Source organism: Acinetobacter sp. ANC 4558, assembly GCF_002135375.1.
Taxonomy (GTDB): domain Bacteria; phylum Pseudomonadota; class Gammaproteobacteria; order Pseudomonadales; family Moraxellaceae; genus Acinetobacter.
In genome coordinates, this window is record NZ_NEGH01000015.1 from 40,692 (window position 1) to 65,327 (window position 24,636).

Consider the following 24,636-nt stretch of genomic DNA (forward strand, 5'->3'; position numbering starts at 1 on the left):
TAGTTTCAATCACTTGTTCGATCAATTTTTTCTTTTATCACTCATTTATCTGGCGCGATGTAATAAATATCCGCCAATTAAGAAGACCACAAGAATAGGAAGAAAAACAAACCATGCAGGTGATGGTGAATAAACTAAACTTGCATATCCAAAGAAGTCTTGTAGGTAATAAAAACCCAAACCCGTGAATAATGCGATCACTAAACGAAATCCCATTGACTGCTGACGTAATGGTCCAAAAATAAAAGAACATGCCACAATAACAAGAGCAATCAATGAAAATGGCGTCGCCATTTTTTGCCAAAAAGCCAACTGATAAGTTTTAGGTACCTGACTATATTCATGCATATAGCTTGTAATACTAATCAGTTGACTTGGTGATAAATCTTCAGGATCTACGGTTACCATATGCACATATTTCGGCTGTAATGCCATGGCGAGAGGTAAGTCAGCATGTGATTCCACATTTGAATTTCCATCTTTTAAAATATCCATTTGTTTGGCATCTTTTAAACGCCATTGACCGTTACTGACAAAATTTCCCTGATCGGCTGTAATTGCTGTTCGAAGATTATAATTTTCATCTAAATCTAATGCTTCTACACCTTTTAGCTGACCTTCAGAATTGGCATAATCAATGTAAATAAAACGCTGACCTTCTCGTGTCCAATAGCCTTTTACCGTTCCTAGCTCAGCAACAGTACGGTGTTTCTTGATACTTTTAGCTTGTTCATTGGTATAAGGCATCACCCATTCACTTAATGCAAATGCTAAAATGACCAATACCAATGCAGAGCGCACCACCCATCCAACAATGCGCCATAAACTAATTCCAGAAGCACGCATCACAATAAGTTCACTATTTGATGCTAATATTCCCAGACCTAAAACTGAACCAATCAAAGCAGAAATAGGCAAAATTTCATATAAATATTTAGGCGCTCCCCAAAGAACATACTTCAGGGCATCTAAAGCGCCATAGCCCGCTTTTAAAGAACCTAGCTCACCAAGATATGTAAATAAGACTTGCAGTCCAGATAAAACAACCGTCGCACCCAACATTGCAAGTACAGTCGTTTTCGTTACATGCTTCGCAACAATTCGACGTGCTAACATAATTAAGACCTCACTTGCTTCGTGGTATTTTTAAACTTGGCGGTTAATTTCTGTTTTCGTGAAAATAAGGCTGCAAAAATTGAATATGCAATTAATACTGCAGGATATGCCCAAATCCCTATTTCTTCTTTGGTAATTCGAGTTTTTAGCGCCATTAAAACCACAATCAAACTGGCAAAAATGAGTAATGCTGGAAATAATTTTAAGTACCGCCCCTGTCTCGGATTTACCTCAGACAATGCAACTGCCAAAAATAATGCAACAAATAAGGTTAATGGCACAAATACACGCCACCATAATTCACTGGCAACTACAGGATCTTCTCTATTTTGCCAAAGTTGCAATGTTGGTAAGGCATCAACTTGTTCACTATCAAACTGGGCTTCTTTATTATTCTCTAAACGTAAGCGATAACTTTCAAATTCAATATGAGAGTATTTGGGCTGTCCAAGAAAAATTTCATAACGACGACCTTCGGTCAAATCTACAACGCTTGCATTATCACCAGGAACATCAATACGTTCTGCTTCTTTTGCCATAATCAAAACATCTGGTTTCCCTTCTGTTTTGCCTCGTTGATAAACAAAAATATCTTTAAGTTTTTTCCGATCCTCAGAAAGATCACCCGCATAAATTGTATAAGGTCCAGAAGAAATAAACTCTTTGGGTCTCACTAAATCAAAACCTGAACGAATTGCCTGAGTTGACGTAAGTTCTTCATATTTACGAACACCCCACGGCGCCGCCCAAAACATTAAAAATGCTTGAATCACGACAAAAGCTACCGTCATGGGTACAAGCAATTTTGCTAATTGATTCCGACTTACACCACTACTATTAAATACAGCCATTTCATGGTCGACGTATAAACGACCAAAAACCAACATTAAAGCAATGAAAAAACCCAAGGGAAGAATTAATGTTAAAAATTCTGGTAGCCGATACCCAATGATGCTGAATAGAATGCTAACATCTAATCGCCCTTGAGCTGCAACACCAAAATATTTGATCAAACGACCACCCATCATAATCAACGTCAACAAGGCCACGACCACGACTGATGTTGAAACAACTTGCTTGACCAAATAACGTCGTATAATCAAATTAAATCTTCCAAAAACGAGGTAAAAAACTCACATTAGTTTACCCTAATGTTAAAAATATAAAACTATACTCGTGTTGCTCATTGAAACTAGATTTACAAAAATGTTTCAATGGTCTCTAAATTTCTAAAAGGCACAGATACCTCATATGAAACTTACTATTCATTCTTCATTTCAAGAAAGTATTTCTCAACAACACCTCATCATCTTAGTAGATTCAGAGCAGTTACAAAATACTGAGACGACATATTCAATTGAAAGCTTAAACACTTTAATTGAATCTACACAGTATAAAGCAGAGTTAAATGAGACTTTAGCACTCATTAACCAAACTCCTGTCTGTTCAAATAGTCTCATTTTGGGCTTGGGTAAAACAGCAGAACTACAGCCCGCTAAATTAGCAAAAATTGCTCAGACTATTATTAAAGCATCTCAAAAGAAATTCAAACAGATTAGTGTTGATATTTCTACACTTCCTGAAAAGCTTCACTATTTGTTTGCACTAAATTTAACGCAAGCATCATATGCTTTTGATGAGTATAAATCTAAAAAGAATGAATTTATACTTGAACAAATCAATTTAATTGCCAAGACAACACCACTGGCATCTGCACAATTATCACTTATTGAAGCAATTCAATCAGGACAAAATCTGGCTCGTGATTTAGGAAATCGCCCAGGAAACATTTGTTTTCCAGAATATCTTGCTGAGCAAGCACTTAGTCTCGCTGCTGAATATCCAGACTTACTTAAAGTTACCGTTTTAGATGAACAGCAAATTTCGGATTTAGGCATGAATGCGTTCTTGGCCGTTAGTCAAGGATCTGATCGTCCTGGTCGCATCATCACACTTGAATATCAGGCTCAGCGCCAAGAAGCACCTGTCGTTCTTGTCGGTAAAGGCATTACCTTTGATACTGGTGGTATTTCATTAAAACCAGGCTTAGGTATGGATGAAATGAAATATGATATGTGCGGTGCTGCTTCTGTCCTAGGCGCAATTCGTGCATTATGTGAAGCAAAATTACCTCTTCATGTTGTTGGTACAATTGCAGCAGCAGAAAATATGCCATCTGCAAAGGCAACTCGTCCAGGTGATATTGTCACAACCATGAGTGGACAAACTGTCGAAATTTTAAATACAGATGCGGAAGGTCGTTTAGTTCTTTGCGATACTCTCACATATGTTAAACGCTTCAATCCAGCTCTTGTCATTGATATTGCAACATTAACTGGCGCTTGTGTGGTGGCTTTAGGTTCAGTCCTCACGGGCTTGTTTACTCCAGATGATGAACTTGCAACCGAATTAAATGCTGCTGGACAAACAATTTTTGACCGTGTATGGCGCATGCCTGTTTTAGAAGATTATCAAGAACAGTTAGATTCACCTTTTGCAGATATTGCCAATATTGGTGGACCAAAAGCAGGTGCAGTAACAGCTGCTTGTTTCTTACAACGCTTTACACGCGATTATCGTTGGGCACATTTAGACATTGCTGGAACAGCATGGAATTCAGGTGCCAATAAAGGCGCAACAGGACGCCCTGTACCATTATTAATGCAGTTCTTAGCCAATCGTGTAAATACAAATGGCTAAAGTCAGCTTTTATCTATTTGAGAAAAGCCCTGAACGGCAAGTAGAGAGTACTTGCCGTTTATGTCGAAAAATTCTTCGACAGGCAGATCAACGCATATGGCTTTGGTGCCATGATCTTGCATTGCAACAAGAGTTGGATGAGCAATTATGGGCTTTTGACCGTTCAAGCTTCATCCCTCACGGCATTCACCAAACCAATAGTCCAATCTGCATTTCAGAGCATTTGCCTACACATCCAGATTGGATTATATTTAATTTTAATAATCAAACAGTTGAAAAATTCGATTCTTTTGATCACATTATTGAAATTATTGAGAATAACGAAATAGCCAAACAACTAGGTCGTGAAAAATTTAAACAATACCGTAAACTTGGTATTCAACCACAAACTTATAAATTATAGCTGAGCAAATAAAGGAGAATTTCTTGTGGCATTAAATGTCGGTCCAGATTTTAAACAGCGTTGGTTAGGAGTACCTGAATCTGTACGACAGGCGTATCTGGATGATTTAAACCGTATTTGCGATGTACTTAAACCAGATACATCTTTAGATGCGTGGGTAGATTATGATCAACAACAACAACAATATTCCTTAGCGAAAATTGATTTTGCATATACGGAACTTAAAGCACATTTAATAGAAGAAGCCAAAATTCGAAATCAATTGGCATTGGAACAAAAAATAGCTAAAAAACGTGCTGAACAAGAAGCGCTCGCGCTGCAATTACAATTAGATGAAGAGCGTAAGTTTGCTGCTGAAACAGAAAAACTTTCACTTTTAAGACAAAGTTTAGAGCAGGAAGTTCATGCATATACCGCAAGATATACTCAAAATAGTCATCACGCAGTAAATCACATATCTGTTGTACCAATGAATCAAAATGACCTCAGTATGCTTGAAAATTTAAAGCTTCGACTTGAATTAGAATCTGATGCTTTAATAGAGCAAGCTGTTACTATTTTTAGAGCGAAACTCCATACGGCTGCACATGAAGAGATAGAATATCTACTTAAAAATTCAGAGCATATTGAAAAATAAGTAAGCACCATAGACAACACAATAAATTAATGTAAAAGTCCGACATGCGGACTTTTCCTTTCCAACGCTATATATGGTGGCTTAAAATACTTCAACCACAGCAGATAATGTATGACCAACGCCATAACCCACGGCAAGTAGAAGCCCAATCCAAATAAATCCACCAAGAATATTATACATCGTAAAGCTTGCCATATTCATTTTTGATGACCCAGCAGCAAAAGGGGCAAATGAACGTACAAATGGAATAAATCGGGCAACTAAAATTGTTTTACCGCCATGCTTTAAAAAATAGTTATTGGTCTTGACCATATACTCTGGCTTAAAATAGCGTGTATGCTTATTAAAATACTTAATGCCTAAATAGCTTCCTGTATAATAATTAACGGTATAGCCCAACACACTCGCAATAATGAGTGTTACTCCCATATAGTGCAAATGAATAACGTCTGTTGTTGAACATAATGCGCCTATCGCGATTAATAGACTATCACCAGGTAAAAAGAACATAAATACAGAACCTGTTTCTGCAAAAATTACTAAAAATAGAATGGCATAAATCCATATTCCATAATTGTCGAGCAATACTGGTAACCACTGTTCTAAATTTAGTAAAAAATCAAACATACTTTTTGTCCAAAATCTTGAAAGTTATTTTCTAATTACATCGAATCATTAATTTAAATAAAAACAGCCTAATGTTTAAATAGGCTGCAAACTAATGATATAACTCACCTTAAAAAACCATTTTCAGCTAGAAAATCCAAACTAATTTTCGATTTTTCTGAGGTCGCTTCCGCTGCTTTATCCCCTAAAAGTAAACGTTCTATATAACGTGCTAAGACATCAACTTCTAAATTAACCTTTGAACCAACTTTCCAAGTTCCAATATTTGTACGTTCGGCAGTATGTGGGATCAAATTAAGGCTTAAAATAGAGCCACGTAAATGATTAATAGTTAAACTAATTCCATCTACAGTGACAGAACCTTTTTCTGCAAGATATTTTGCAATAATCGCAGGCGCAGTCACTTCAAAATAAAGAGAACGCGCATCTTTGCGAACAAGGGTAATTTCACCCACTGCATCCACATGTCCGCTTACAATATGTCCACCAAACCTTGTCGTGGGTAACATTGCCTTTTCAACATTCACTGGCTGACCAACTTTCCAATGTTCCAGAGTTGTTCGATTTAAACTCTCTCGTGAAACATCTGCCGCATACCAGTTTTCACCCCACTCAATAACAGTTAAGCAAATACCATTTGTTGCAATTGAATCACCAAGATGAACATCGGACATATCTAAGTCTGTCTGAATACGTAGACGAATATCACCACCTACACTTTGTAAACTTTCTACTTTACCCAAACTTTCAATAATGCCTGTAAACATTTTTCACCTATACTTCTTTAATGACAACAACATTAGGCTTAAACATTGAATGGATTTTCAGCGCTATAATCGATACTGTTGCTTAGTGACTTTCACCATTCTAAGATGTTTCATCTTAAAATTTTTCTTAAGACTATCATAATTTTAACATTTGCTTATAGTTTGAACCTTAAAGAAATTCAAAAATAAACTAGCGTAAATCAAATGGATGAACTACTTTTATCATATTTTTTTGATAAAAAGCCATTAAATAACAGACCAAAACTCTAATTTTAGTGAATCTATCCTTGCTTATCATACGCTATCAAAAAAGATACAAAAAAATTATTTTAGTGCGTATTTGATCCATAAAAAAAGGCATTTTCACAATGCCTTTTATCACTATATTCGTTTTCTAAATATAAAATCTATTTATTTTCGAAAATTACCACAAAGCCAATTGAGTACTTACCCCACTGGTATCAACGCCACCCAATTCAGCAAAATGATACAACTGTCCTAATAACTGGCGTATTGGTGGTCCAGGTTTTGCGTGCGTATCGGTAATTACAATAAATTCAAGTACTCTAGCACGTTCTGATTGACGTTGTTTACTCACTCTGTAGCGAGGAACATCCTGGGTTAATAGTGTCACTCTGCCACGTTTTAAATTTGCTTCTAACAAATCTGCAGCTTCAATATTTCCATCCGTTGAATAGCTAGTCAAAATGAAGCGCGCATTAATGGTTTCTAACAGCTTTGTATAGGCTTCTTTGGCATACTTAGATGAATTATATGGACTTGGACGTTCCTTACGCCATGCTCGATCAATTCCACTTTTAAAACCTTTTGTATCAGGTGTTGGCAAATCAACTTGATCCCATAAAGTCAATGCATTGAGTACGTGGTAATTACTACTATATGCATGTTGGTTATACGGTGGATCTAAATAAGCGACATCGACTTCAAAACCACTCATTTGATTAGCTAAATGTTGCGCATCAACGCACCACATTTCAGCAGCTGGACGTTTTGGATCGCCTATTTCACTAAATCTACTTGGTGTTAACCAAAGCAATGATTCAATACGCTCTAATGCAGTTTGTGTTTTTCCGCCCCATCCATGATGAAAACTTTTAAAAACACCACTGGTATTGCTTACAAAACTTGCTGAATAAAGCAAGGGTGCAAGCAATGCACTCATTTCGACATCATCAATTGCACCTTGTGCCTGCCATGTTGCAATTTGTTGGCGAATGGCATCAATTCTCATGCCATTTCTTCGCTTAAAAAATAAACGATCACGTGCAGGATCATATATTTCATCGTTACGCGGACAGAGATTATGCGTTACCCAGCCTTTCACTTCGGGTAACCGATTTAAATAATCGATGGCTTTTTGATAGCCACCTAACTCTTTAAATGCAGGTGCATCGACACACGCTAAAATGGCATGATTTAACGCATGGCTATAAGGTTCCCAATCATTTGCAATCACGCGATAGCCATTTTGACGAGCCAATCGAGAAACAACACCAGAACCTGCAAAAAAATCAGCAAAAATTGGTGCACGTCCATCTTTTCGATTCAAAGTGCCAGTACTTTCCAGTGCTTCGAGTATCAAATGCAATAGACGACGCTTATTCCCTAAATAAGGAACCAATTGATGAAATAAATATTCGTCAGTCGTTCGTGCTGCATGACGTCGTTTGTGATAAACCGTAGGCTCTGGATTCATACTGTCTCTTGAGAAGGCTTTAACCTTAAACGCACATCTTCGCCTACTTGCGTAACATCGATGAGCTTAAAACGTAACTGCTCTGTCATGCGAATAAACTCCGCATTAAACATTGCTCGTGCTGATTGACCTAAAAAAGTTGGTGCAACATAACTGATAATTTCATCTACTAAGTTTTCTTGCAAAAATGCTGTAGATAATGTTGCACCAGCTTCAATCATGACATCATAAATTTGATAATCTTGCACCAAATTCGTCAATAATTGACTTAAAGATTGTATGGCTAATTGCTGAACACCTAATGCTTCAAGTTCAGGTCTATATGGACCCATAACAAGAACATCGGACGGTATTTTTAATATTTTTGCAGTTAAAGGTAATCGTCCCTGACGATCTAAAATAATCCGTTTGGGTTGAACAACAGTGGAAATATCTTCAACACCACTGAGCTGCCGGACATTAAGCTGACAATCATCAGCCAAAACTGTTTCAATTCCCGTAATCACTGCACCAGAAATTGCTCGCCAATGTTGAACATCTAAACGTGCATCTGTCCCTGTAATCCACTTTGATTCACCCGATGCCATTGCTGTTCGACCATCTAAACTAGATGCTATTTTTAAACGAACATATGGCTTTTTTGTTGCCATTGCTTTCAAAAAACCTTCATTTAAAGTATGTGCCTGTGTTTCGCATACACCAACCACTATCTCAATACCAGCATCACGTAAAATTTGTATGCCTTTACCTGCGACGAATGGATTTGGGTCAGGACATGCAACAATCACTTTTGTAATTCCTGCTTCAACCAACCCTTTGGCGCAAGGCGGCGTTCGTCCATAGTGTGCACAAGGCTCTAAGGTGACATATGCTGTCGCACCCTCAGATAAACGACCTGCTTGACGCATCGCAAATACTTCTGCATGGGGTTGCCCAGCTTTGGGATGAAAGCCCTCACCCACCAATTGCTCATTCTTTACAATGACACAACCTACATTCGGATTTGGCTTAGTCGAATATTGTCCGAGTCGGGCTAATTCAATCGCTTGTAACATCCATATCTCATCTTGATGAGAAATTTTTTGAAGTAACTCAGACATCAGAAATGAAATCTCTATTTTGCAATTTATGAATCACGTTGCTGCATTTGTTCAATTTGGCGACGAAAAGCTTCTACATCTTGAAAATCTTGGTAAACTGATGCAAAACGAACATAAGCCACATGATCTAAGCCAAACAAGCTTTGCATGACAATTTCACCAATTGTACGAGACCTCACATCACGCTCACCAAGACGACGTATTTGTAAGTGAATGTCACTTAATACTGTTTCTATTTGCTCTTGTGTAACAGGCCGCTTTTGCAATGCATGTAAAAGTGAACGTCTTAGTTTTGCCTCATCAAATGGCTCATTTTTACCATCAGACTTAATCACACGTGGCATAACAACTTCATAGGTTTCAAATGTTGTGAATCTTTCACCGCAGCTAATACATTCCCGACGTCGACGAATCTGGCAACCTTCAGCGGCCAACCGCGAATCGATCACTTTACTATCTGCGGCGTTGCAAAATGGACAATGCATAGCGTTTTTAATGAACAAATCTAAGTGATTTCTGAGTGTATCAAAAAATCTGAGTTTTGTAGAGCATTCTTCTACATATAGAAAAAAAACAGCCAAATTAGGCTGTTTTCCACAATATATTGATTATTGAATAAGTTGTTTTATTCTATACGTTCGCCATGTTGGCTTAAATCCAACCCCATACGTTCATCTTCAGACTCAACACGAATACCTATGATTAAATCAATCACTTTAAGTATAATAAACGTAAGTACAGCGGAATATGCAATCGTTGCTAAGACACCTTCAATTTGTATCCACAATTGAGTCATCAAATGAGTTGGCGCATTATCTCCCATAATAAACTCGCTTGCGAAGAATGCGGTTAAAATCGCCCCAACAATACCGCCCACGCCATGTAAACCGAATGCATCTAAAGAATCGTCGGCTTTCAATGCTCGTTTTAGTGCCGTAATGCCCCAAAAACAAACCACGCCACCAATAAGCCCCATCATTAAAGCACCACCGACAGTTACAAAGCCAGCTGCGGGTGTAATCACGACTAAACCTGCAACTGCGCCTGATGCCCCACCTAGGACAGATGCTTTACCACGAACTATTTTTTCAACAATTAACCATGCGATTGCTGCTGCTGCTGCTGCAACTTGGGTAACAACCAATGCATAACCTGCAGAACCATTTGCCCCTAAAGCAGAGCCACCATTAAACCCAAACCAGCCAACCCAAAGTAAACTTGCACCAATCACGGTTAAGGTTAAATTATGCGGTGCCATTGATTCACGGCCTAAACCCATACGTTTACCTAACATATAAGCAGCCACTAAACCTGCAACACCTGAATTGATATGGACAACAGTACCACCTGCAAAATCAAGTGCACCATCACTTCCTAACCAACCTCCCCCCCAAACCCAATGCGTAATTGGCGCATAGACAACCACCACCCAAATGGTAATAAATGCAACAAATGCCCCAAATTTCATGCGTTCAGCAACAGAACCACTAATAATCGCCACTGTAATAATGGCAAAAGTCATTTGAAAAATAACAAATAAAATTTCAGGAATTGTGCCACTCAATGCCTCGGTGGTAATTCCTGAAAGCATGAACTTATCAAGACCACCGACAAATGCATTACCTTCTGAAAAAGCAAGAGTATAACCAATCACGACCCATACAATGCTCACAATGACAGCGGCAATGAAACTATGTGCCATCGTACTCAATACGTTTTTCTTGCGAACCATGCCGCCATAGAATAAAGCTAAACCAGGAATCGTCATTAAAAGAACAAGTGCGGTAGATATTAAAACCCACGCTGTATCGCCTGTATCTAATTTTTCTTCTGCTTGAATGACAGGTGTAGGTTCTTTTTTTGTTTCAACTTCAGGAACAACCACAGCCTCAGGTGCTGTATTGACATCGATAACTGTGACTTCTTCTGTAGAAGGTGTTGAGCTGTCTTCAGCAAAAGCAACCGAGCTGCCTAAAAGTACGCTCGATAAACTCAGCGCAAGTAGTATTTTTCTCATGCGTATCCCCCGACTTAGTTTGTGAGTTATTTATTACTCAGCAAACTTCATGCCAAACTCATTAGACTGCATCAGCACCAGTTTCACCGGTACGAATACGAATAACTTGCTCTAGATTAGTCACGAAAATTTTTCCATCACCAATTTTTCCAGTACTTGCAACGCGAGTAATTGACTCAATTACGGAATCAACCATTTCATCGCTAATCGCAATTTCAATTTTTACTTTAGGTAAAAAATCAACGACATATTCTGCACCACGATAAAGTTCTGTATGCCCTTTTTGGCGACCAAAACCTTTGACTTCTGTTACGGTGATCCCTTGAACACCAATTTCTGATAATGCTTCACGCACATCATCCAATTTAAAGGGTTTTACAATAGCAGTTACTAACTTCATGTGTATTTTCCTTCGGCTTATTTCACCAGTAAGGTTTTATGTTCAAATTTCATGCCATTTTTTTAAAGTCGGGGGAAATTAAAAAAAGAGCACTCTCTGTTTTTATACTTCTATTTTATACAGTTAAATCGACTAAAAGTGTATGAATTAAGCTTTTTCTAAAAGAAAAATGATTTTTATCATTGTCTATCCCACTCACTATCGGGAAATGCTATAATTTTTACTGACTAGAATAGATTTTATCTATACATTTTGAGGCCTTCTATGTTAGAAACATTATTACAAGCCATTCTTGAACAAATTGATCAACCTAAAAAAGATTTAGAACATAACGTTCGTGCACTGCTTAACGAAGCAATCACTAAAATGGATTTAGTTTCTCAAGAAGAAATTGATCGACATCGTACACAATTAAACCAAGCCAATTTACGTTTAAATGAATTAAACAAGCACATTGAACAGTTAGAGATAGAATTACTAAATAAAGAATAAGCACAATAAATGTGCGTAAAAATAAGAAAAATATAACTAAAAATGCACCATAATGGAACAATAATAAATGTCATTTTCAAAAATCTTTACGCGTGGATTATTAGGAATTCACGCACCTTCTATTGAAGTCGAAGTTCATATCAGCCAAGGACTTCCCTCCTTAACCATTGTAGGTCTAGCAGAAGCTGCCGTTCGAGAAAGCAAAGATCGTGTTCGCTCTGCCATCATTAATAGCGGTTTTCAATTTCCAACGAAACGTCTGACCATTAATCTTGCTCCTGCAGATTTACCCAAAGATGGGTCAAGACTAGATTTACCGATCGCGCTTGGAATTTTAATTGCATCTGGTCAACTTCCTGAAGATGTCACCCATAATATTGAGTTTATTGGTGAACTCGCTCTTGATGGCCAACTGCGCCCAATTACAGGAACACTAAGCATTGCAATCGCATGTCAAAAAGATCAGCATGTATTGATTTTACCCACAGAAAATGCCCACGAAGCAGCACAACTTCCACAGTTTAAAGTTTTTGCCGCAAATCATTTAAAGGATGTTTGTGATCATTTAAGTCAGATCAAATGTTTAACTGAATATCAGCTGAATACTGAAACGCATTTACCACGATTTCAACTTGATTTGGAAGATGTGAAAGGACAACTTCGCCCACGAAGAGCTTTGGAAATTGCGGCAGCAGGCGGCCATTCTATTTTATTTAGGGGACCACCAGGAACAGGAAAAACCTTACTTGCATCTCGACTTCCAAGCATACTTCCTCCATTAAATATGCAGGAAAATTTAGAAGTTGCCAGTATCTATTCCGTTGCAAATATTACGCACCACTTTGGTCAAAGACCTTTCCGTTCGCCTCATCATACCGCATCTGCAATTGCTTTAGTTGGCGGTGGCTCCCAACCTAAACCAGGTGAAATTACCTTGGCCCATCTCGGTGTATTATTCTTAGATGAACTTCCTGAATTTGATCGAAAGGTTTTAGAAGTACTAAGACAACCTTTAGAATCCAAAGAAATTGTCATTTCTAGAGCATCAAGACAAATAACATTTCCTGCAAATTTTCAACTCATTGCCGCAATGAACCCTTGTCCATGTGGATATGCATTTAATCAAGATATTCGCTGCCAATGCACAGCCGATGCAATAAAACGGTATCAAAATCGTATTTCAGGACCATTATTAGATCGTATAGATTTACATATCGATGTTCCACCGCTACAAGCCAGTGAATTACAAAACCATGATGTTATTGAAAATTCAGATACCGTACGACAACGCGTAATTCAAGCGTATGAAAAGCAAATGCAACGCCAAAATAAATTGAATATGGCACTGAATCCAAAACAGCTCGAACGCTTTTCAAGTTTAAATCCACAAGCAACAAAAACGATAGAAATGGCACAAAAAAGACTTAACTTATCTGCTCGTGCCTATCATCGTGTACTTAGAGTCGCTAGAACAATTGCCGATTTAGCACACTCAGATGAAATACAAAACCAACATCTTGCTGAAGCGCTCTCTTATCGAAACCAATGAGTATCAAAGGGCAATAACCATTGCCCCACAATGATTAGAAGTCATATTTTAAAGCAAATACAACCTTATTCTTCAGGCTTGTATCATCACGCAATTTGCCACCAATAATATAATCCATAGAAACATTTGCTCCCGTATCCCCTAAAGGGTGACTTAAACCAACAGTTAAATGACGAAAGGCAAATGTTTTATCTGTTTTTAGTTCTTCTTCAAATTTACCTTTATCACGATAATAATAAGCACCCAATGCAGCATTTAAAGTGAACTCTTGAGGTAATATATAATGATAACTTGCTAATAAATATGTATCTCCTTTATTCCCCCATTCAACGTCTCCTAATAATGTCTGAGTAGTCAAAGAAAAATCTTTATAATTAAATCCAATTAATGTTTCAGTCGTATTGGAATCTGCATCAGACTGATAATAGTAATAATAGGTACCTCCAACGGTATATCCAATGTTATCCGTAATGTTTCCTTGGTATCCTAAATAAAAATCATTCTCAAATGCTTTACTTCCAGTATATTTCCCTGAAATTAAATCTTTTTTTGTTAGTGAATAACCCAATGTAGATCCCCAATAACCAGCATAAAAACCTGATTCATGCTGATAATCTAAACCACCTTGTACTGCTGCTTGATCATTTTCTGGCGCTGCTGTATTCCCTCTTAAAATATATTCTGAAACGACCCCAATATTGCCTGAAAATGTATGTAGCGATTTTTTTACAGCTTCATCTGCAAATGAAGTCATTGATATTAAAGAAGTAGATAGAAATAGATAAGTACAAATATTAAGTTTCATTATATTTCCCCAGCATTGATTCGCATGACTATTTTGTTTGATTAATGACATTCGCTATAAATTAATTTGCAAGGGTTATGCCAATCATGAAAAATACAATATTTTTCTTTAATATCCATCAGTTAAAAACTAAAAATATTTCAAAAATTGTGTGAACACAAAAATGACTTCTATTAAAATGAATAATGGAACGAATATAGTGCGAATATTTTATATTAGGCACTGCTTTTGAACATAGGCATAAAATAATTCATTTTTATAAACAAATATGTGAAATATAATTTTTGTAATATCAAGCTAAATAATTTAGTTATAATAGAATTTAAAATTATTAAATTATTTTAAAAAAATAATATATTTTTTTAGGATTATCTATACAATCATTCATTTTCTGCTGCTCGCAATAATTTTACCTTATTTTCATATTTATGAGGCTTTCAATGATAACGACTCAAAAAGTTGCATTAGTTGCATTGTTAAATGCAGTTTTCACCACAACAGTTTTTGCTAGCGAACAAAGTGAAGCAAAAGGTTTTATTGATGGTGCTCAAGGTTCTGTTTTATTCCGCACTGGTTTTATTGACCGTGATAAAAAAAATGTAGCACCTGGTAAAGATACAAGATCATCTGCTCAATCTGCAATTTTTGATCTTCAGTCTGGTTTCACCCAAGGTACAATTGGAATTGGAATTGGGATTTTAGGAGATTGGTCATTTAAGCTTGGTGACAATAAACACAGTGGAAACCAGATGATTCCACGTCATAATGATGCTCAAGGAGAACCAAAAGGCGCTCCTTATGACCAATGGACACGTGGTGGTGCAAATATTAAAGCACGTCTTTCAAATACCACTGTAACTTACGGTACCCAAGTTTTAGATATCCCAGTGTTTGCAAGTAATACTGCTCGCCTTGTTCCTGAGTATTTTACAGGTGTATTGGCAACAAGCCGTGAAATTGAAAACTTAGAAGTCATTGCTGGTAAATTTACGAAAAACCAAATGTCTGATCAAATCTCTACAGACGGTAATCACCTAAAGCGTGCTTATGTTTGGGGTGGTAAGTATGATATTAATAATGATGCCAAAGTTGCTTATTATGGTTTAGATAGCAAAGATAAACTCAAACGTCATTATATCAATGCAAACTATAAACAAGCACTCACAAATGATAGTTCATTGACCTATGACTTGAGTGGATATCATACCAAATGGAATCGTGCTGCAACTAAAGACTTATATTCTTATATCGGTTCAGCAAATGATTCTTATAATAACTCGATTTGGGCAATTTCTGCCACTTATGCAACTGGTCCACATAGCGTTATGCTTGCATATCAGCAAAATGATGGCAAGGTTGGTTATGACTACGGTCAACATGCTGATGGCTTCCAAAGTATTTATCTTCCAAACTCATATCTTTCTGATTTTATTGGAAACAAAGAAAAGTCAGCGCAAATTCAATATAACCTCGACTTCACTAATTACGGCGTTCCTGGCTTAAATTGGACATCTGCTTATGTTTATGGTTGGAACATTCATACCAGTGAATTCAATGCAGCCAAAACTGCACGTGTAGAAACGGATGATAATGCCCATGAACGTGAATTCTTTAACCAAGTAAAATATACAGTGCAAAATGGCTTTGCAAAAGATGCAAGCTTACGTCTTCGTTATTCTCACTACAGAGCAAGCGAAAGCTATCAAAGCAGCTATATTGGTGATACCAATGAATGGCGTATCTTCCTTGATATTCCTGTGAAATTATTCTAATTCACTGTAATTTCAAAAAATAAAAAAACCTGCATGTAATGCAGGTTTTTTATTTGATAACGTTCATCCTAAAAATGAGCACTATCTTTTTATCTCATTATTTTGCTGCAGCAATTGCTTTCAACACTTCTTCCTTCGCAACTTCTGAACCTTCCCAACCAGTTAACTTAACCCATTTTCCTGGCTCTAAGTCCTTATAGTGTGCAAAGAAATGCTCAACTTGTTGAATCAGTAAAGGCGGTAAATCTGTATATTCTTTAACATCTTTATAAAGCGGTGTTAATTTGTCATGTGGCACAGCAATAAGTTTTGCATCAATACCACCGTCATCTTCCATATTAAGTTTACCCACTGGACGGCAACGGATAACAGAACCTGGCTCAACTGGGTATGGTGTAACAACCAATACATCTAATGGATCACCATCTTCAGATAATGTATTTGGAACATAACCATAGTTTGCAGGATAGAACATTGCTGTTCCCATAAAGCGGTCTACAAATAATGCATCTGAATCTTTATCAATTTCATATTTGATTGGTGCTGCATTTGCAGGAATTTCAATAATGACATAAATGTCGTTTGGTGCATCTTTACCTGCAGGGATATTGCTGTAACTCATAGCATTACTCTTTAACGAAGTTAATTTATTTCTCAACCATTATGATCATAAGGGTTGTCTAAATCAGATGGCATCAATTATACATCTGCGAAACAAAAATATGTATTTCACACTGTATTTTCATGAAGTAATTTTAATAATTAATATAAATAAGCTAATTGGACATAACATCGATAATATCCAAATCACTGATCTAAGATTTGACCAATTTGCTAAATAACATAGACCATACAAAACTCTTAAAACAATATAGGTCATTCCAAAGAACATAATCCAAAACTGATTAACCACCATATATTCAGCCATTAAAATTGCTGCAATAAAGAGAGGTAAACCTTCAAAACTATTTTGTTGAACTGCATTTGCACGTGCGGCAACCCCTGTGGTTTTAGCTAAAAACTCACGTGGGTTTTGATTATTCGATAACTTAAATTTACCGAAAACTCTGGCAATAAAAGCAAATAAATAGGGTAAAAGACATGCTGCTAGAATTATATAGATGATTCCACTGATGCTTTGCATTTAGGTCATTCTCGTATGCATTTTTATAGATATATCATAGCATGGCATTGATTCAATAAATTTTGTTAAATATAGTGTTTGCAAATTAAATCTATTAAGGATTCATTTATGGTCACCCCAGATCAAAAAGAAATGTTCGATACTCTCGGAAAACAACAGCAACATCAACATCAAGTAGATCGTGTTTTAAAAGTTGTTCTTCCGATTGTTGCCTTCTTACTCACTGTGATCTGCGCGAATTTAAATGTTTGGTCGACCATTTTTACCTTTGTGATACTTTGGATTGCTTTTTATGCCACAGCAATTAAACGCTTACCTTTATGGCATTGGGTCATCGTTTTAGTGCTGTATTGTCTAGGTGATAATATTTTAAGTTATGGAGCATTTGTTATTTCTGCATTTAACCGTCAATTTGGCACAATGTTTATTTTTCTAGGTATTTTTGCAATTGGTCGACCTTATTTTGACCGTTGGCTTTTAAAAAGATAGTATTAAAAAAGCGCCTTTTGGCGCTTTTCTTTTTTATGCAGTTTTACGTAAATCTTTACGTAAAATTTTACCTACATTTGACTTCGGTAATTCAGCAATAAATTCAACATAACGTGGACGCTTATACCCCGTTAAATTTTCTTTTGCATACGCTAAAACTTCTTCCGTCGTCAAAGATTGATCTTTTTTCACAATAAATAACTTTGGTACCTCTCCAGACTTTTCATCTGGCACACCAATCGCGGCAACTTCCAACACTTTAGGATGTTTGGAAATAACATCTTCAATTTCAGAAGGATAAACATTAAATCCTGAAACTAAAATCATATCTTTCTTACGATCAACGATTTTCACATAACCACGATCACTCATCACGCCAATATCGCCTGTACGGAAGAAACCATTGATCATGGATTTTTCGGTCTCATCAGGACGATTCCAATAGCCTTTCATGACTTGTGGACCACGAATACAGACTTCTCCTTGCTCACCAATGGCAACTTCATTGCCATCATCATCTAAAATTGCAACTTCAGTTAATGGCAATGGAATACCAATTGTTCCACTAAACTCTTCAGCAATTGGAGGGTTTACGGTTGCTACAGGAGAGGTTTCAGATAAACCATAACCTTCAATAATATTTGAACCTGTTACTTTTTTCCAAGCTTCAGCCGTTGAAGCTAATACTGCCATTCCACCGCCCATAGCAATTTTCAGCTTGCTATGGTCAAGTTGTCTAAACTCTTCATTATTTACAAGTGCATTAAATAATGTATTTACAGCAGGGAAGAATGTTGGTTGATATTTACGTAGCTCTTTAATAACTGCAGGCAAATCACGTGGATTCGGAATTAAAATATTAGCTTGACCTTTGTACATGCCATATAACGCACAAACGGTAAATGCAAAAATATGATAAAGCGGTAAAGCACAGAACATACGATCATCAGCCGCAGCATCAGCTTTTCCAAATTTACTTTGGAAAATACCATCACACTGCAGCATGTTTGCAACAAGGTTACGATGTGTTAGTTCTGCACCTTTAGATACGCCTGTTGTTCCACCTGTATATTGTAAAACAGCGGTATCACTTAACGTTAAACTCGGGCGTTTATAATTATTTACATTCACCTTCGACATCACTGCATTATATTTTAAATGCCCTGGAATATCCCATGCTGGAATCTGTTTACGAACAGAGCGCAATACAAAATTAACAATCGTCCCTTTTAAGGTACCTAGCATGTCTCCTACAGACGCCACAATGACATGTTTGACTGGGGTTTTACCAATAATTGCTTGATAAACAGCTGCAAAGTTTTCAATAATCACTAAAACTTCTGCACCAGAATCATTTAATTGATGTTCTAGTTCACGTGCTGTATACAATGGATTTACATTGACCAACACTAAACCTGCACGGAAAACGCCAAGCGCAACCACTGGATATTGCAAAACATTCGGCATCATTACAGCAACACGAGAACCTTTTGGAAGACCAAGTGATTGTAAATAAGTTGCAAATTTACGACTTTCTTCTTCGAGTTGGTTAAAAGTAATTATTTTATCCATAAAAATAAAAGCATCACGCGAGCCAAATCTTTGGAAATTACGCTCCAATATATCAATTAGTGATGTGTTCTCCGCTGGGAGATCAACTGTCTCAGGAATTCCTGTCTTGTGATATTCAGCAAACCAAATTTTTTCCATAAAGCCCAATTCTCCTATCTTTAATCCTTAATCATCTAAATTTTTTCAATATTAAACGCTCATTATTTAATTTATTGTGCTTAATATTGTCTCAACTTCAAACACATTTCATATATAACGTATTTTAAATCATAGATGCCAGCATTAATTTTGAATCAACAGTTTATTTGCTTTTTGATAACCTCGTGGTAAAAGTTGTCCTTTAGAACCTCTTTTGCCAACGTATTTCAGAAGATCATCACCTTTTAGTTTTAATTGTTGCTGCCCTGAAATTACTTGAATTATTTCATTTAAATTCAATGTTGTCATGGCGATAATATTATCTTTAGTATCAAGTTGTATTAATTTGTTGCCCTTCCCTTTGTTTAATGATGGTAAATCTGCTAAATCAATCACCAGTACCCGTCCTGCTGAGCTTAATATAGCAAGATGTGTTGCGTCTTGAATCGGTATTAAATCCAAAACTTGTGAATCATCTGGCAAACTTAAAAATGCTTTGCCAGCTTTTGCATTGGTATCAAGCTGTTTTGCATATGTTTTGAATCCATACCCTTTACTGCTTGCAACAATCAGCTCTACGTTATCTTCAGCAATAATAACCTGTTTAAACCCAATCCCATTGGCTGGCGCAAGTTTTGAACTCAGCGGTTCACCTGAACCTCTTGCTGAAGGTAAATTGTTAATTGCAAGCGCGTAACTACGCCCCGCTTCATCTAAAATATAAACACGCTGATTAGATTTACCTTGAGCATGACTCAGATATTGATCCCCAGCTCGATAATTTAAATTTTCAACATCAACTTCATGCCCTTTCGCTGAACGAATCCAACCTGCGCCAGATAAAACAACGGTCACAGCTTCCGCTGGTAACATATCTTGTTCATTAATTGCTGTTGCTTCCGCTCGTTGTACAATGGGTGAACGTCGATCATCGCCAAATTTTTTTGCATCATCTTTAAGTTCATCAATAATGAGTGATTTCAAAGATTCTGGGTTAGCCAATTGCTCACGAAGAATGGCAGCGCGTGCTTCTAGTTCCTCTTGCTCACGGCGCATTTCCATTTCTTCAAGTTTTGCCAAATGGCGTAACTTTAGCTCTAAAATAGCTTCAGCTTGAATTTCATCAATATTAAAGCGCTGCATTAATACAGGTTTGGGTTGATCTTCTTCACGAATAATTTGAATCACTTCATCAATATTTAAATATGCAACAATTAAACCGAGTAAAATATGCAGTCGTTTTTCAATTTTATTCAAATGATATTGTAGTCGACGAGTGACCGTTGTTTTACGAATTTCAATCCATTCTAATAAAATTCGACGAATTGATTTTACTTGAGGACGGCTATCTGCACCAATCATGTTCATATTGACACGATAGCTTGATTCTAGATCAGTCGTTGCAAATAAATGACTCATGACGGCTTCTGCATCAATTCGATTAGAGCGTAAAACAATCACTAAACGCGTTGGATTTTTATGATCTGATTCATCTCGAAGATCGGTCACTAATGGCAATTTTTTTGCCTGCATCTGATCTGCAATTTGAGTAATCACTTTTGAGCCTGAAACCTGATAAGGCAATTCAGTGATTACAATTTCATTTTTATCCAGCGTATAGACCGCACGCATACGGTAACTACCACGTCCTGTTGTTTGAATTTTTAAGAGTTCTTCTGGTGCCGTAATAATTTCTGCTTTTGTTGGTAAATCTGGTCCAGGAATATACTCAGCGACTTTCTCATCGCTTAAATCTGGCTTGCGAATTAATGCAATCGTACCTTTAATCACTTCTCGTAGGTTATGTGGAGGAATATCTGTTGCCATTCCCACAGCAATACCTGTTGTACCATTTAATAAAATATTAGGTACTCGAGCAGGAAGACTGATCGGTTCTTTTAACGAACCATCAAAGTTATCTTGCCATTCACACGTGCCTTGACCTAACTCTGAAAGTAATAAATCACTATATGCAGAAAGTTTTGCTTCGGTATAACGCATTGCAGCAAATGATTTTGGATCATCTGGTGAACCCCAGTTCCCCTGGCCTTCAATAAAGGGATAACGATAACTAAATGGCTGAGCCATCAGCACCATTGCTTCATAACATGCAGAATCGCCATGTGGATGATATTTACCAAGAACATCACCCACTGTTCGTGCAGATTTCTTTGGTTTACCTGACGGTTTTAAGCCAAGCTCACTCATCGCATAAACGATACGGCGTTGTACAGGTTTAAGCCCGTCACTAATATGAGGTAATGCACGATCCATGATCACGTACATTGCGTAATTCAAATATGCCTGCTCGGTAAATTCCGCGACTGAGCGGTTTTCTGTCGCATGATGCGCAAGGCTTGTCATAACAACTGCTAATCCTAAAATTGTATTTGTGTATTTAAGTTCTTATGCTAAGTCGCAGGTGCACCCTATACAAGAGAAGGATCTAACACTCTGCAACTTTTTATGCTTTCTGGTTTAAAACTATCCACTTTAAACCAAAGATTCAACTAAAAAATCATGATTTCATGTTTCTATTGAATCTAATTGCTTACCTTTGGTTTCTTCACCAAGAATCAAAATCACCGCAGCAACTGCAATGAGAACGATAGTGAACATTAAAAATACATGACTAAAGCCATTATCCTGAACCATCATCTGAGTCACAACCAATGGTGCAACAATACCACCAATTCGCCCCACTGCAGCAGCCCAACCTGAACCAAAAGCACGAATATTGGTTGGATATTGCTCTGGTGTATACGTATACAATACGCCCCATGCACCTAAATTGAAGAATGACATTAGACATCCCCAAAATACAATCAAACCAACACTATTTGCTTGCCCAAAGAAGTATGCTGAGACTGCACACATCCCAATAAAACCAGCCAATGTGATTTTACGTCCCCACTTTTCAACGAGCCAAGCTGCAACAATATAACCAGGCAATTGCGCTAAAATCATAATAAGCACATATTCAAAAGACTGAACAATGGTGTAACCTTCCTTGACTAAAAGGCTAGGTAACCATGTAAAAATACCGTAATAAGAATATACAATACCAAACCAAATTAACCACAGCATTAAAGTTCTACGAACAAAGATTCCCGACCATAACTGTGAAAATGAAATATGGTGTTTTTCAGCAACAGGCGATACTTTGAAAATCTCAATGACTTTAACCCCACATTGCGCTTCAATCTTTCGAACTAATGCATGTGCTTCGTCATAACGTTCCCTGTTAATTAAATAAGGAACGGATTCTGGGACCATCTTCCAAATTACAATGGCATATAATGCAGGTAACCCACCAATTAAAAATGCGACTTGCCAACCAAATTTTGGAATTACAAAATAAGAAACTAGAGCTGCAACTAACCAGCCCAATCCCCAAAAGCTTTCAAGTAATACAATGAAACGTCCACGAACATGTGCTGGGATATATTCACTCACTAAGGTGACTGCAACGGGCAATTGTCCACCTAAGCCTAATCCCACAATAAACCGAAAAACTAACAGCCAAGTTAAGTTTGGTGCAAATGCACATGCAGCGGTCGCTAAACTATAAATGACTAACGTTGCTGCAAATACTGCTTTTCTTCCCCAACGATCTGCCAAGCCCCCCGAACAAACAGCACCTATTGCCATTCCAACAAAGCCGATAGAAACAACCCACCCTTTTTCAGTTGGTGTCATTGCCCAATCTTCAGCCATTTTCGCTAAAATGAAAGAAATTAAGCCTGTATCCATAGCATCGAACATCCACCCCAGTCCGATAACCAACAACAACGTATAATGAAATTTACCAATCGGTAATCGCTGTATTCGTGAGACTAAATCCATAACAAAAGCTCTGATCATGTGAAAGAAGAATTGCTGCTTTCCCAACAGGTCTTATCATTTTTTCTTTTTTATACTTAGTTTTAAAAGAAGGGATTGTGCCAATGGTCAATCACTTCATCTCTCTTGTCTATTTTAACTTAAGATGAATCTTTAGATGATGCAGATTGATCATCATCATCTTGATAAATAAATTTCGGCATTTCTAAGCCAAAATAAATGGCAATTAAACGTAAACTAAAACCAAAAATTAATGTTGAAATAACAGTAAGTTCAAGTGAAAAACCGATTTGGATACACGCCCAATAACAAATTACAGCAACAAATGAAATACTGGCATAAAGCTCACGGCGGAAAACTAACGGAACATCATTACATAAAATATCTCGTAAAATTCCGCCTGAAACACCCGTTAACACTCCTGCAACGGCTGAAACGACAAAGCCATGCCCCATTTCAAGTGCAATCTGACAACCAATAATCGTAAAACCAATGAGCCCTAAAGCATCTAGAATTAAGAAAATTGATCGTAAATGGCGCATCCATTTTGCAATTAGAATCGTTAAAAATGCGGCACAACAGGTTAAAACTAGGTATTCAGGATGTTTAACCCAAGTCAACGGATAATGCCCAAGTAATACATCACGAACTGAACCGCCACCGAGTGCTGTAACACAGGCAATGAGCGTCACACCAAACCAATCCATACTTCGCCGACCAGCAGACAACGCGCCTGTCATCGCCTCTGCTGTAATTGCGATAATATAAATAACGGTAAGCAACATCGCCCTGATCTCATGGAGGGTTATTGATGCGCGCTATTCTAAGCTATTGCACAGAAAAAAGTTATAAAAATTGTGCGCAACATTGCTTAAATTTCTGATGAGATCCACATAAACACGCTTGTTTCATGGTCAGCAGTTGTTCAACTGTAGGATCTAGAAAATACCAATCATTTTGCAGCTTTACAAAATATGAAAGTTCATGATGAATCTGATTTTGTTGACCATCAAAATAATGTGCTTTGAATTCAACTGATGCATGATTTTTATTCACTTTTTCTTGTGCTTGTATAATTTCCAACTTCACCCAATGATTGCTTTTACTCCATGCTGTCATTGCAGGTACATCTAAATATTGTTGCTGACCTAGAGCCGTTGTTTGTATAAGATAATTGATTTCTTGTCGGGCAAACGCACTATATCTAGAACGCATTAATTGTTCTGCACTTGCCGCTTTTTGCTGCCCTAAATGCAAAGGTTGACAACAATGTGAATAGTTTTCTAAACCACAAGGACATGGTTGTTCAGACATCGTATATTCCAAAAAATAGCCCAATTTCATGGAC

At 37.1% G+C, this 24,636-nt stretch carries 24 protein-coding genes; 7 read left to right on the top strand and 17 right to left on the bottom strand.

All coding sequences use genetic code 11. From position 1 onward, the window contains the following. Window positions 1-45: 45 nt before the first annotated feature. Entirely contained in the window at window positions 46-1,116 is a 1,071-nt protein-coding gene (gene lptG, locus B9T31_RS15600; RefSeq protein ID WP_086182855.1) for an LPS export ABC transporter permease LptG, read from the bottom strand. Between the two features lie 2 nt (window positions 1,117-1,118). Beyond that, on the bottom strand, window positions 1,119-2,219 hold the full coding sequence (lptF, locus tag B9T31_RS15605; RefSeq protein ID WP_086182856.1) for an LPS export ABC transporter permease LptF: 1,101 nt from the start codon (window positions 2,217-2,219) through the stop codon (window positions 1,119-1,121). A 148-nt stretch (window positions 2,220-2,367) separates the two neighbouring features. Between lptF and B9T31_RS15610 the strand changes: the two genes are divergently transcribed. The 3 genes from B9T31_RS15610 to B9T31_RS15620 are packed head-to-tail and all read left to right on the top strand — an operon-like array spanning window position 2,368 to window position 4,856. Further along, window positions 2,368-3,816 (top strand): leucyl aminopeptidase, encoded by a 1,449-nt coding sequence (locus B9T31_RS15610; protein ID WP_086182857.1) that lies wholly within the window; start codon window positions 2,368-2,370, stop codon window positions 3,814-3,816. Continuing rightward, window positions 3,809-4,219: a DNA polymerase III subunit chi gene (locus B9T31_RS15615; protein WP_086182858.1), complete on the top strand. Its 411-nt coding sequence runs from the start codon at window positions 3,809-3,811 to the stop codon at window positions 4,217-4,219. Before B9T31_RS15610 ends, B9T31_RS15615 begins: the two co-directional genes overlap by 8 nt. A 25-nt stretch (window positions 4,220-4,244) precedes the next feature. Beyond that, window positions 4,245-4,856 carry a hypothetical protein gene (locus tag B9T31_RS15620; protein WP_086182859.1) on the top strand — a complete coding sequence of 204 codons (612 nt, stop codon included), beginning with the start codon at window positions 4,245-4,247 and terminating at the stop codon, window positions 4,854-4,856. Window positions 4,857-4,937: 81 nt separating this feature from the next. Here the strand turns inward: B9T31_RS15620 and B9T31_RS15625 are convergent, their stop codons facing one another. From B9T31_RS15625 to glnK, 7 genes are all read right to left on the bottom strand, one after another. Next, the gene (locus B9T31_RS15625; RefSeq protein ID WP_086182860.1) at window positions 4,938-5,483 is read right to left on the bottom strand and encodes a VTT domain-containing protein; all 546 of its coding nucleotides are present in this window, start codon (window positions 5,481-5,483) and stop codon (window positions 4,938-4,940) included. Between the two features lie 104 nt (window positions 5,484-5,587). Beyond that, window positions 5,588-6,250, bottom strand: coding sequence for a riboflavin synthase (locus B9T31_RS15630; protein ID WP_086182861.1), 663 nt, complete (start codon window positions 6,248-6,250; stop codon window positions 5,588-5,590). A gap of 424 nt (window positions 6,251-6,674) precedes the next feature. Further along, window positions 6,675-7,967, bottom strand: a complete 1,293-nt coding sequence (locus tag B9T31_RS15635; RefSeq protein WP_086182862.1) for a DNA adenine methylase — start codon at window positions 7,965-7,967, stop codon at window positions 6,675-6,677. Then, window positions 7,964-9,067: a bifunctional diaminohydroxyphosphoribosylaminopyrimidine deaminase/5-amino-6-(5-phosphoribosylamino)uracil reductase RibD gene (gene ribD, locus B9T31_RS15640; RefSeq protein WP_086182863.1), complete on the bottom strand. Its 1,104-nt coding sequence runs from the start codon at window positions 9,065-9,067 to the stop codon at window positions 7,964-7,966. The genes B9T31_RS15635 and ribD overlap by 4 nt, the downstream gene beginning before the upstream one ends. 26 nt (window positions 9,068-9,093) lie before the next feature. Then, entirely contained in the window at window positions 9,094-9,552 is a 459-nt protein-coding gene (gene nrdR, locus B9T31_RS15645) for a transcriptional regulator NrdR (RefSeq protein WP_086182888.1), read from the bottom strand. 140 nt (window positions 9,553-9,692) lie between these two features. Beyond that, window positions 9,693-11,084, bottom strand: a complete 1,392-nt coding sequence (locus tag B9T31_RS15650; protein ID WP_086182864.1) for an ammonium transporter — start codon at window positions 11,082-11,084, stop codon at window positions 9,693-9,695. Window positions 11,085-11,145: 61 nt separating this feature from the next. Beyond that, on the bottom strand, window positions 11,146-11,484 hold the full coding sequence (gene glnK, locus B9T31_RS15655; RefSeq protein ID WP_004650081.1) for a P-II family nitrogen regulator: 339 nt from the start codon (window positions 11,482-11,484) through the stop codon (window positions 11,146-11,148). A 264-nt stretch (window positions 11,485-11,748) separates the two neighbouring features. Between glnK and B9T31_RS15660 the strand changes: the two genes are divergently transcribed. Both B9T31_RS15660 and B9T31_RS15665 read left to right on the top strand, forming a co-directional pair. Beyond that, the gene (locus B9T31_RS15660) at window positions 11,749-11,976 is read left to right on the top strand and encodes an accessory factor UbiK family protein (RefSeq protein WP_086182865.1); all 228 of its coding nucleotides are present in this window, start codon (window positions 11,749-11,751) and stop codon (window positions 11,974-11,976) included. Window positions 11,977-12,043: 67 nt separating this feature from the next. Then, a complete protein-coding gene (locus B9T31_RS15665; RefSeq protein WP_086182866.1) occupies window positions 12,044-13,525 on the top strand; it encodes a YifB family Mg chelatase-like AAA ATPase in 1,482 nt (493 codons plus the stop codon). 34 nt (window positions 13,526-13,559) lie between these two features. Here the strand turns inward: B9T31_RS15665 and B9T31_RS15670 are convergent, their stop codons facing one another. Then, complete coding sequence (locus B9T31_RS15670; protein WP_086182889.1) at window positions 13,560-14,330, bottom strand: TorF family putative porin; 771 nt, start codon at window positions 14,328-14,330, stop codon at window positions 13,560-13,562. Window positions 14,331-14,770: 440 nt separating this feature from the next. Between B9T31_RS15670 and B9T31_RS15675 the strand changes: the two genes are divergently transcribed. Then, window positions 14,771-16,102 (top strand): OprD family outer membrane porin, encoded by a 1,332-nt coding sequence (locus tag B9T31_RS15675; protein WP_086182867.1) that lies wholly within the window; start codon window positions 14,771-14,773, stop codon window positions 16,100-16,102. A 97-nt stretch (window positions 16,103-16,199) separates the two neighbouring features. Here B9T31_RS15675 and ppa read toward each other — a convergent pair whose 3' ends face one another. Together ppa and B9T31_RS15685 are read right to left on the bottom strand one after the other, a co-directional pair. After that, window positions 16,200-16,724 carry an inorganic diphosphatase gene (ppa, locus tag B9T31_RS15680; protein ID WP_086182868.1) on the bottom strand — a complete coding sequence of 175 codons (525 nt, stop codon included), beginning with the start codon at window positions 16,722-16,724 and terminating at the stop codon, window positions 16,200-16,202. Window positions 16,725-16,844: 120 nt separating this feature from the next. After that, window positions 16,845-17,246, bottom strand: coding sequence for an MAPEG family protein (locus B9T31_RS15685; protein WP_086182869.1), 402 nt, complete (start codon window positions 17,244-17,246; stop codon window positions 16,845-16,847). A 108-nt stretch (window positions 17,247-17,354) separates the two neighbouring features. Here B9T31_RS15685 and B9T31_RS15690 point away from each other — a divergent pair, with 108 nt between their 5' ends. After that, entirely contained in the window at window positions 17,355-17,735 is a 381-nt protein-coding gene (locus B9T31_RS15690; protein ID WP_086182870.1) for a hypothetical protein, read from the top strand. A 33-nt stretch (window positions 17,736-17,768) separates the two neighbouring features. Here the strand turns inward: B9T31_RS15690 and B9T31_RS15695 are convergent, their stop codons facing one another. The 5 genes from B9T31_RS15695 to B9T31_RS15715 all read right to left on the bottom strand — a co-directional run bounded on the left by B9T31_RS15695 (window position 17,769) and on the right by B9T31_RS15715 (window position 24,602). Next, the gene (locus B9T31_RS15695; RefSeq protein WP_086182871.1) at window positions 17,769-19,445 is read right to left on the bottom strand and encodes an AMP-binding protein; all 1,677 of its coding nucleotides are present in this window, start codon (window positions 19,443-19,445) and stop codon (window positions 17,769-17,771) included. 144 nt (window positions 19,446-19,589) lie between these two features. Continuing rightward, the gene (gene parC / locus B9T31_RS15700; protein ID WP_086182872.1) at window positions 19,590-21,809 is read right to left on the bottom strand and encodes a DNA topoisomerase IV subunit A; all 2,220 of its coding nucleotides are present in this window, start codon (window positions 21,807-21,809) and stop codon (window positions 19,590-19,592) included. 162 nt (window positions 21,810-21,971) lie between these two features. Beyond that, the gene (locus B9T31_RS15705) at window positions 21,972-23,291 is read right to left on the bottom strand and encodes an MFS transporter (protein WP_086182873.1); all 1,320 of its coding nucleotides are present in this window, start codon (window positions 23,289-23,291) and stop codon (window positions 21,972-21,974) included. A gap of 137 nt (window positions 23,292-23,428) precedes the next feature. Then, window positions 23,429-24,073 carry a trimeric intracellular cation channel family protein gene (locus B9T31_RS15710; RefSeq protein WP_086182874.1) on the bottom strand — a complete coding sequence of 215 codons (645 nt, stop codon included), beginning with the start codon at window positions 24,071-24,073 and terminating at the stop codon, window positions 23,429-23,431. A 61-nt stretch (window positions 24,074-24,134) separates the two neighbouring features. Next, a complete protein-coding gene (locus B9T31_RS15715; RefSeq protein WP_086182875.1) occupies window positions 24,135-24,602 on the bottom strand; it encodes a YchJ family protein in 468 nt (155 codons plus the stop codon). Window positions 24,603-24,636 lie beyond the last annotated feature (34 nt).

Excerpts from the sequence above, each read along its gene's own strand:
- B9T31_RS15665 (WP_086182866.1), top strand. The coding sequence starts at position 12,044 with ATGTCATTTTCAAAAATCTTTACGCGTGGATTATTAGGAATTCACGCA.
- B9T31_RS15660 (WP_086182865.1), top strand. The coding sequence starts at position 11,749 with ATGTTAGAAACATTATTACAAGCCATTCTTGAACAAATTGATCAACCT.
- B9T31_RS15625 (WP_086182860.1), bottom strand. The coding sequence starts at position 5,483 with ATGTTTGATTTTTTACTAAATTTAGAACAGTGGTTACCAGTATTGCTC.
- B9T31_RS15650 (WP_086182864.1), bottom strand. The coding sequence starts at position 11,084 with ATGAGAAAAATACTACTTGCGCTGAGTTTATCGAGCGTACTTTTAGGC.
- B9T31_RS15635 (WP_086182862.1), bottom strand. The coding sequence starts at position 7,967 with ATGAATCCAGAGCCTACGGTTTATCACAAACGACGTCATGCAGCACGA.
- B9T31_RS15710 (WP_086182874.1), bottom strand. The coding sequence starts at position 24,073 with ATGTTGCTTACCGTTATTTATATTATCGCAATTACAGCAGAGGCGATG.
- lptG (WP_086182855.1), bottom strand. The coding sequence starts at position 1,116 with ATGTTAGCACGTCGAATTGTTGCGAAGCATGTAACGAAAACGACTGTA.
- B9T31_RS15615 (WP_086182858.1), top strand. The coding sequence starts at position 3,809 with ATGGCTAAAGTCAGCTTTTATCTATTTGAGAAAAGCCCTGAACGGCAA.
- B9T31_RS15695 (WP_086182871.1), bottom strand. The coding sequence starts at position 19,445 with ATGGAAAAAATTTGGTTTGCTGAATATCACAAGACAGGAATTCCTGAG.
- B9T31_RS15675 (WP_086182867.1), top strand. The coding sequence starts at position 14,771 with ATGATAACGACTCAAAAAGTTGCATTAGTTGCATTGTTAAATGCAGTT.
- B9T31_RS15630 (WP_086182861.1), bottom strand. The coding sequence starts at position 6,250 with ATGTTTACAGGCATTATTGAAAGTTTGGGTAAAGTAGAAAGTTTACAA.
- B9T31_RS15705 (WP_086182873.1), bottom strand. The coding sequence starts at position 23,291 with ATGGATTTAGTCTCACGAATACAGCGATTACCGATTGGTAAATTTCAT.
- parC (WP_086182872.1), bottom strand. The coding sequence starts at position 21,809 with ATGACAAGCCTTGCGCATCATGCGACAGAAAACCGCTCAGTCGCGGAA.
- B9T31_RS15685 (WP_086182869.1), bottom strand. The coding sequence starts at position 17,246 with ATGCAAAGCATCAGTGGAATCATCTATATAATTCTAGCAGCATGTCTT.
- ppa (WP_086182868.1), bottom strand. The coding sequence starts at position 16,724 with ATGAGTTACAGCAATATCCCTGCAGGTAAAGATGCACCAAACGACATT.
- ribD (WP_086182863.1), bottom strand. The coding sequence starts at position 9,067 with ATGTCTGAGTTACTTCAAAAAATTTCTCATCAAGATGAGATATGGATG.
- B9T31_RS15610 (WP_086182857.1), top strand. The coding sequence starts at position 2,368 with ATGAAACTTACTATTCATTCTTCATTTCAAGAAAGTATTTCTCAACAA.
- B9T31_RS15670 (WP_086182889.1), bottom strand. The coding sequence starts at position 14,330 with ATGAAACTTAATATTTGTACTTATCTATTTCTATCTACTTCTTTAATA.
- nrdR (WP_086182888.1), bottom strand. The coding sequence starts at position 9,552 with ATGCATTGTCCATTTTGCAACGCCGCAGATAGTAAAGTGATCGATTCG.
- B9T31_RS15715 (WP_086182875.1), bottom strand. The coding sequence starts at position 24,602 with ATGTCTGAACAACCATGTCCTTGTGGTTTAGAAAACTATTCACATTGT.
- B9T31_RS15690 (WP_086182870.1), top strand. The coding sequence starts at position 17,355 with ATGGTCACCCCAGATCAAAAAGAAATGTTCGATACTCTCGGAAAACAA.
- glnK (WP_004650081.1), bottom strand. The coding sequence starts at position 11,484 with ATGAAGTTAGTAACTGCTATTGTAAAACCCTTTAAATTGGATGATGTG.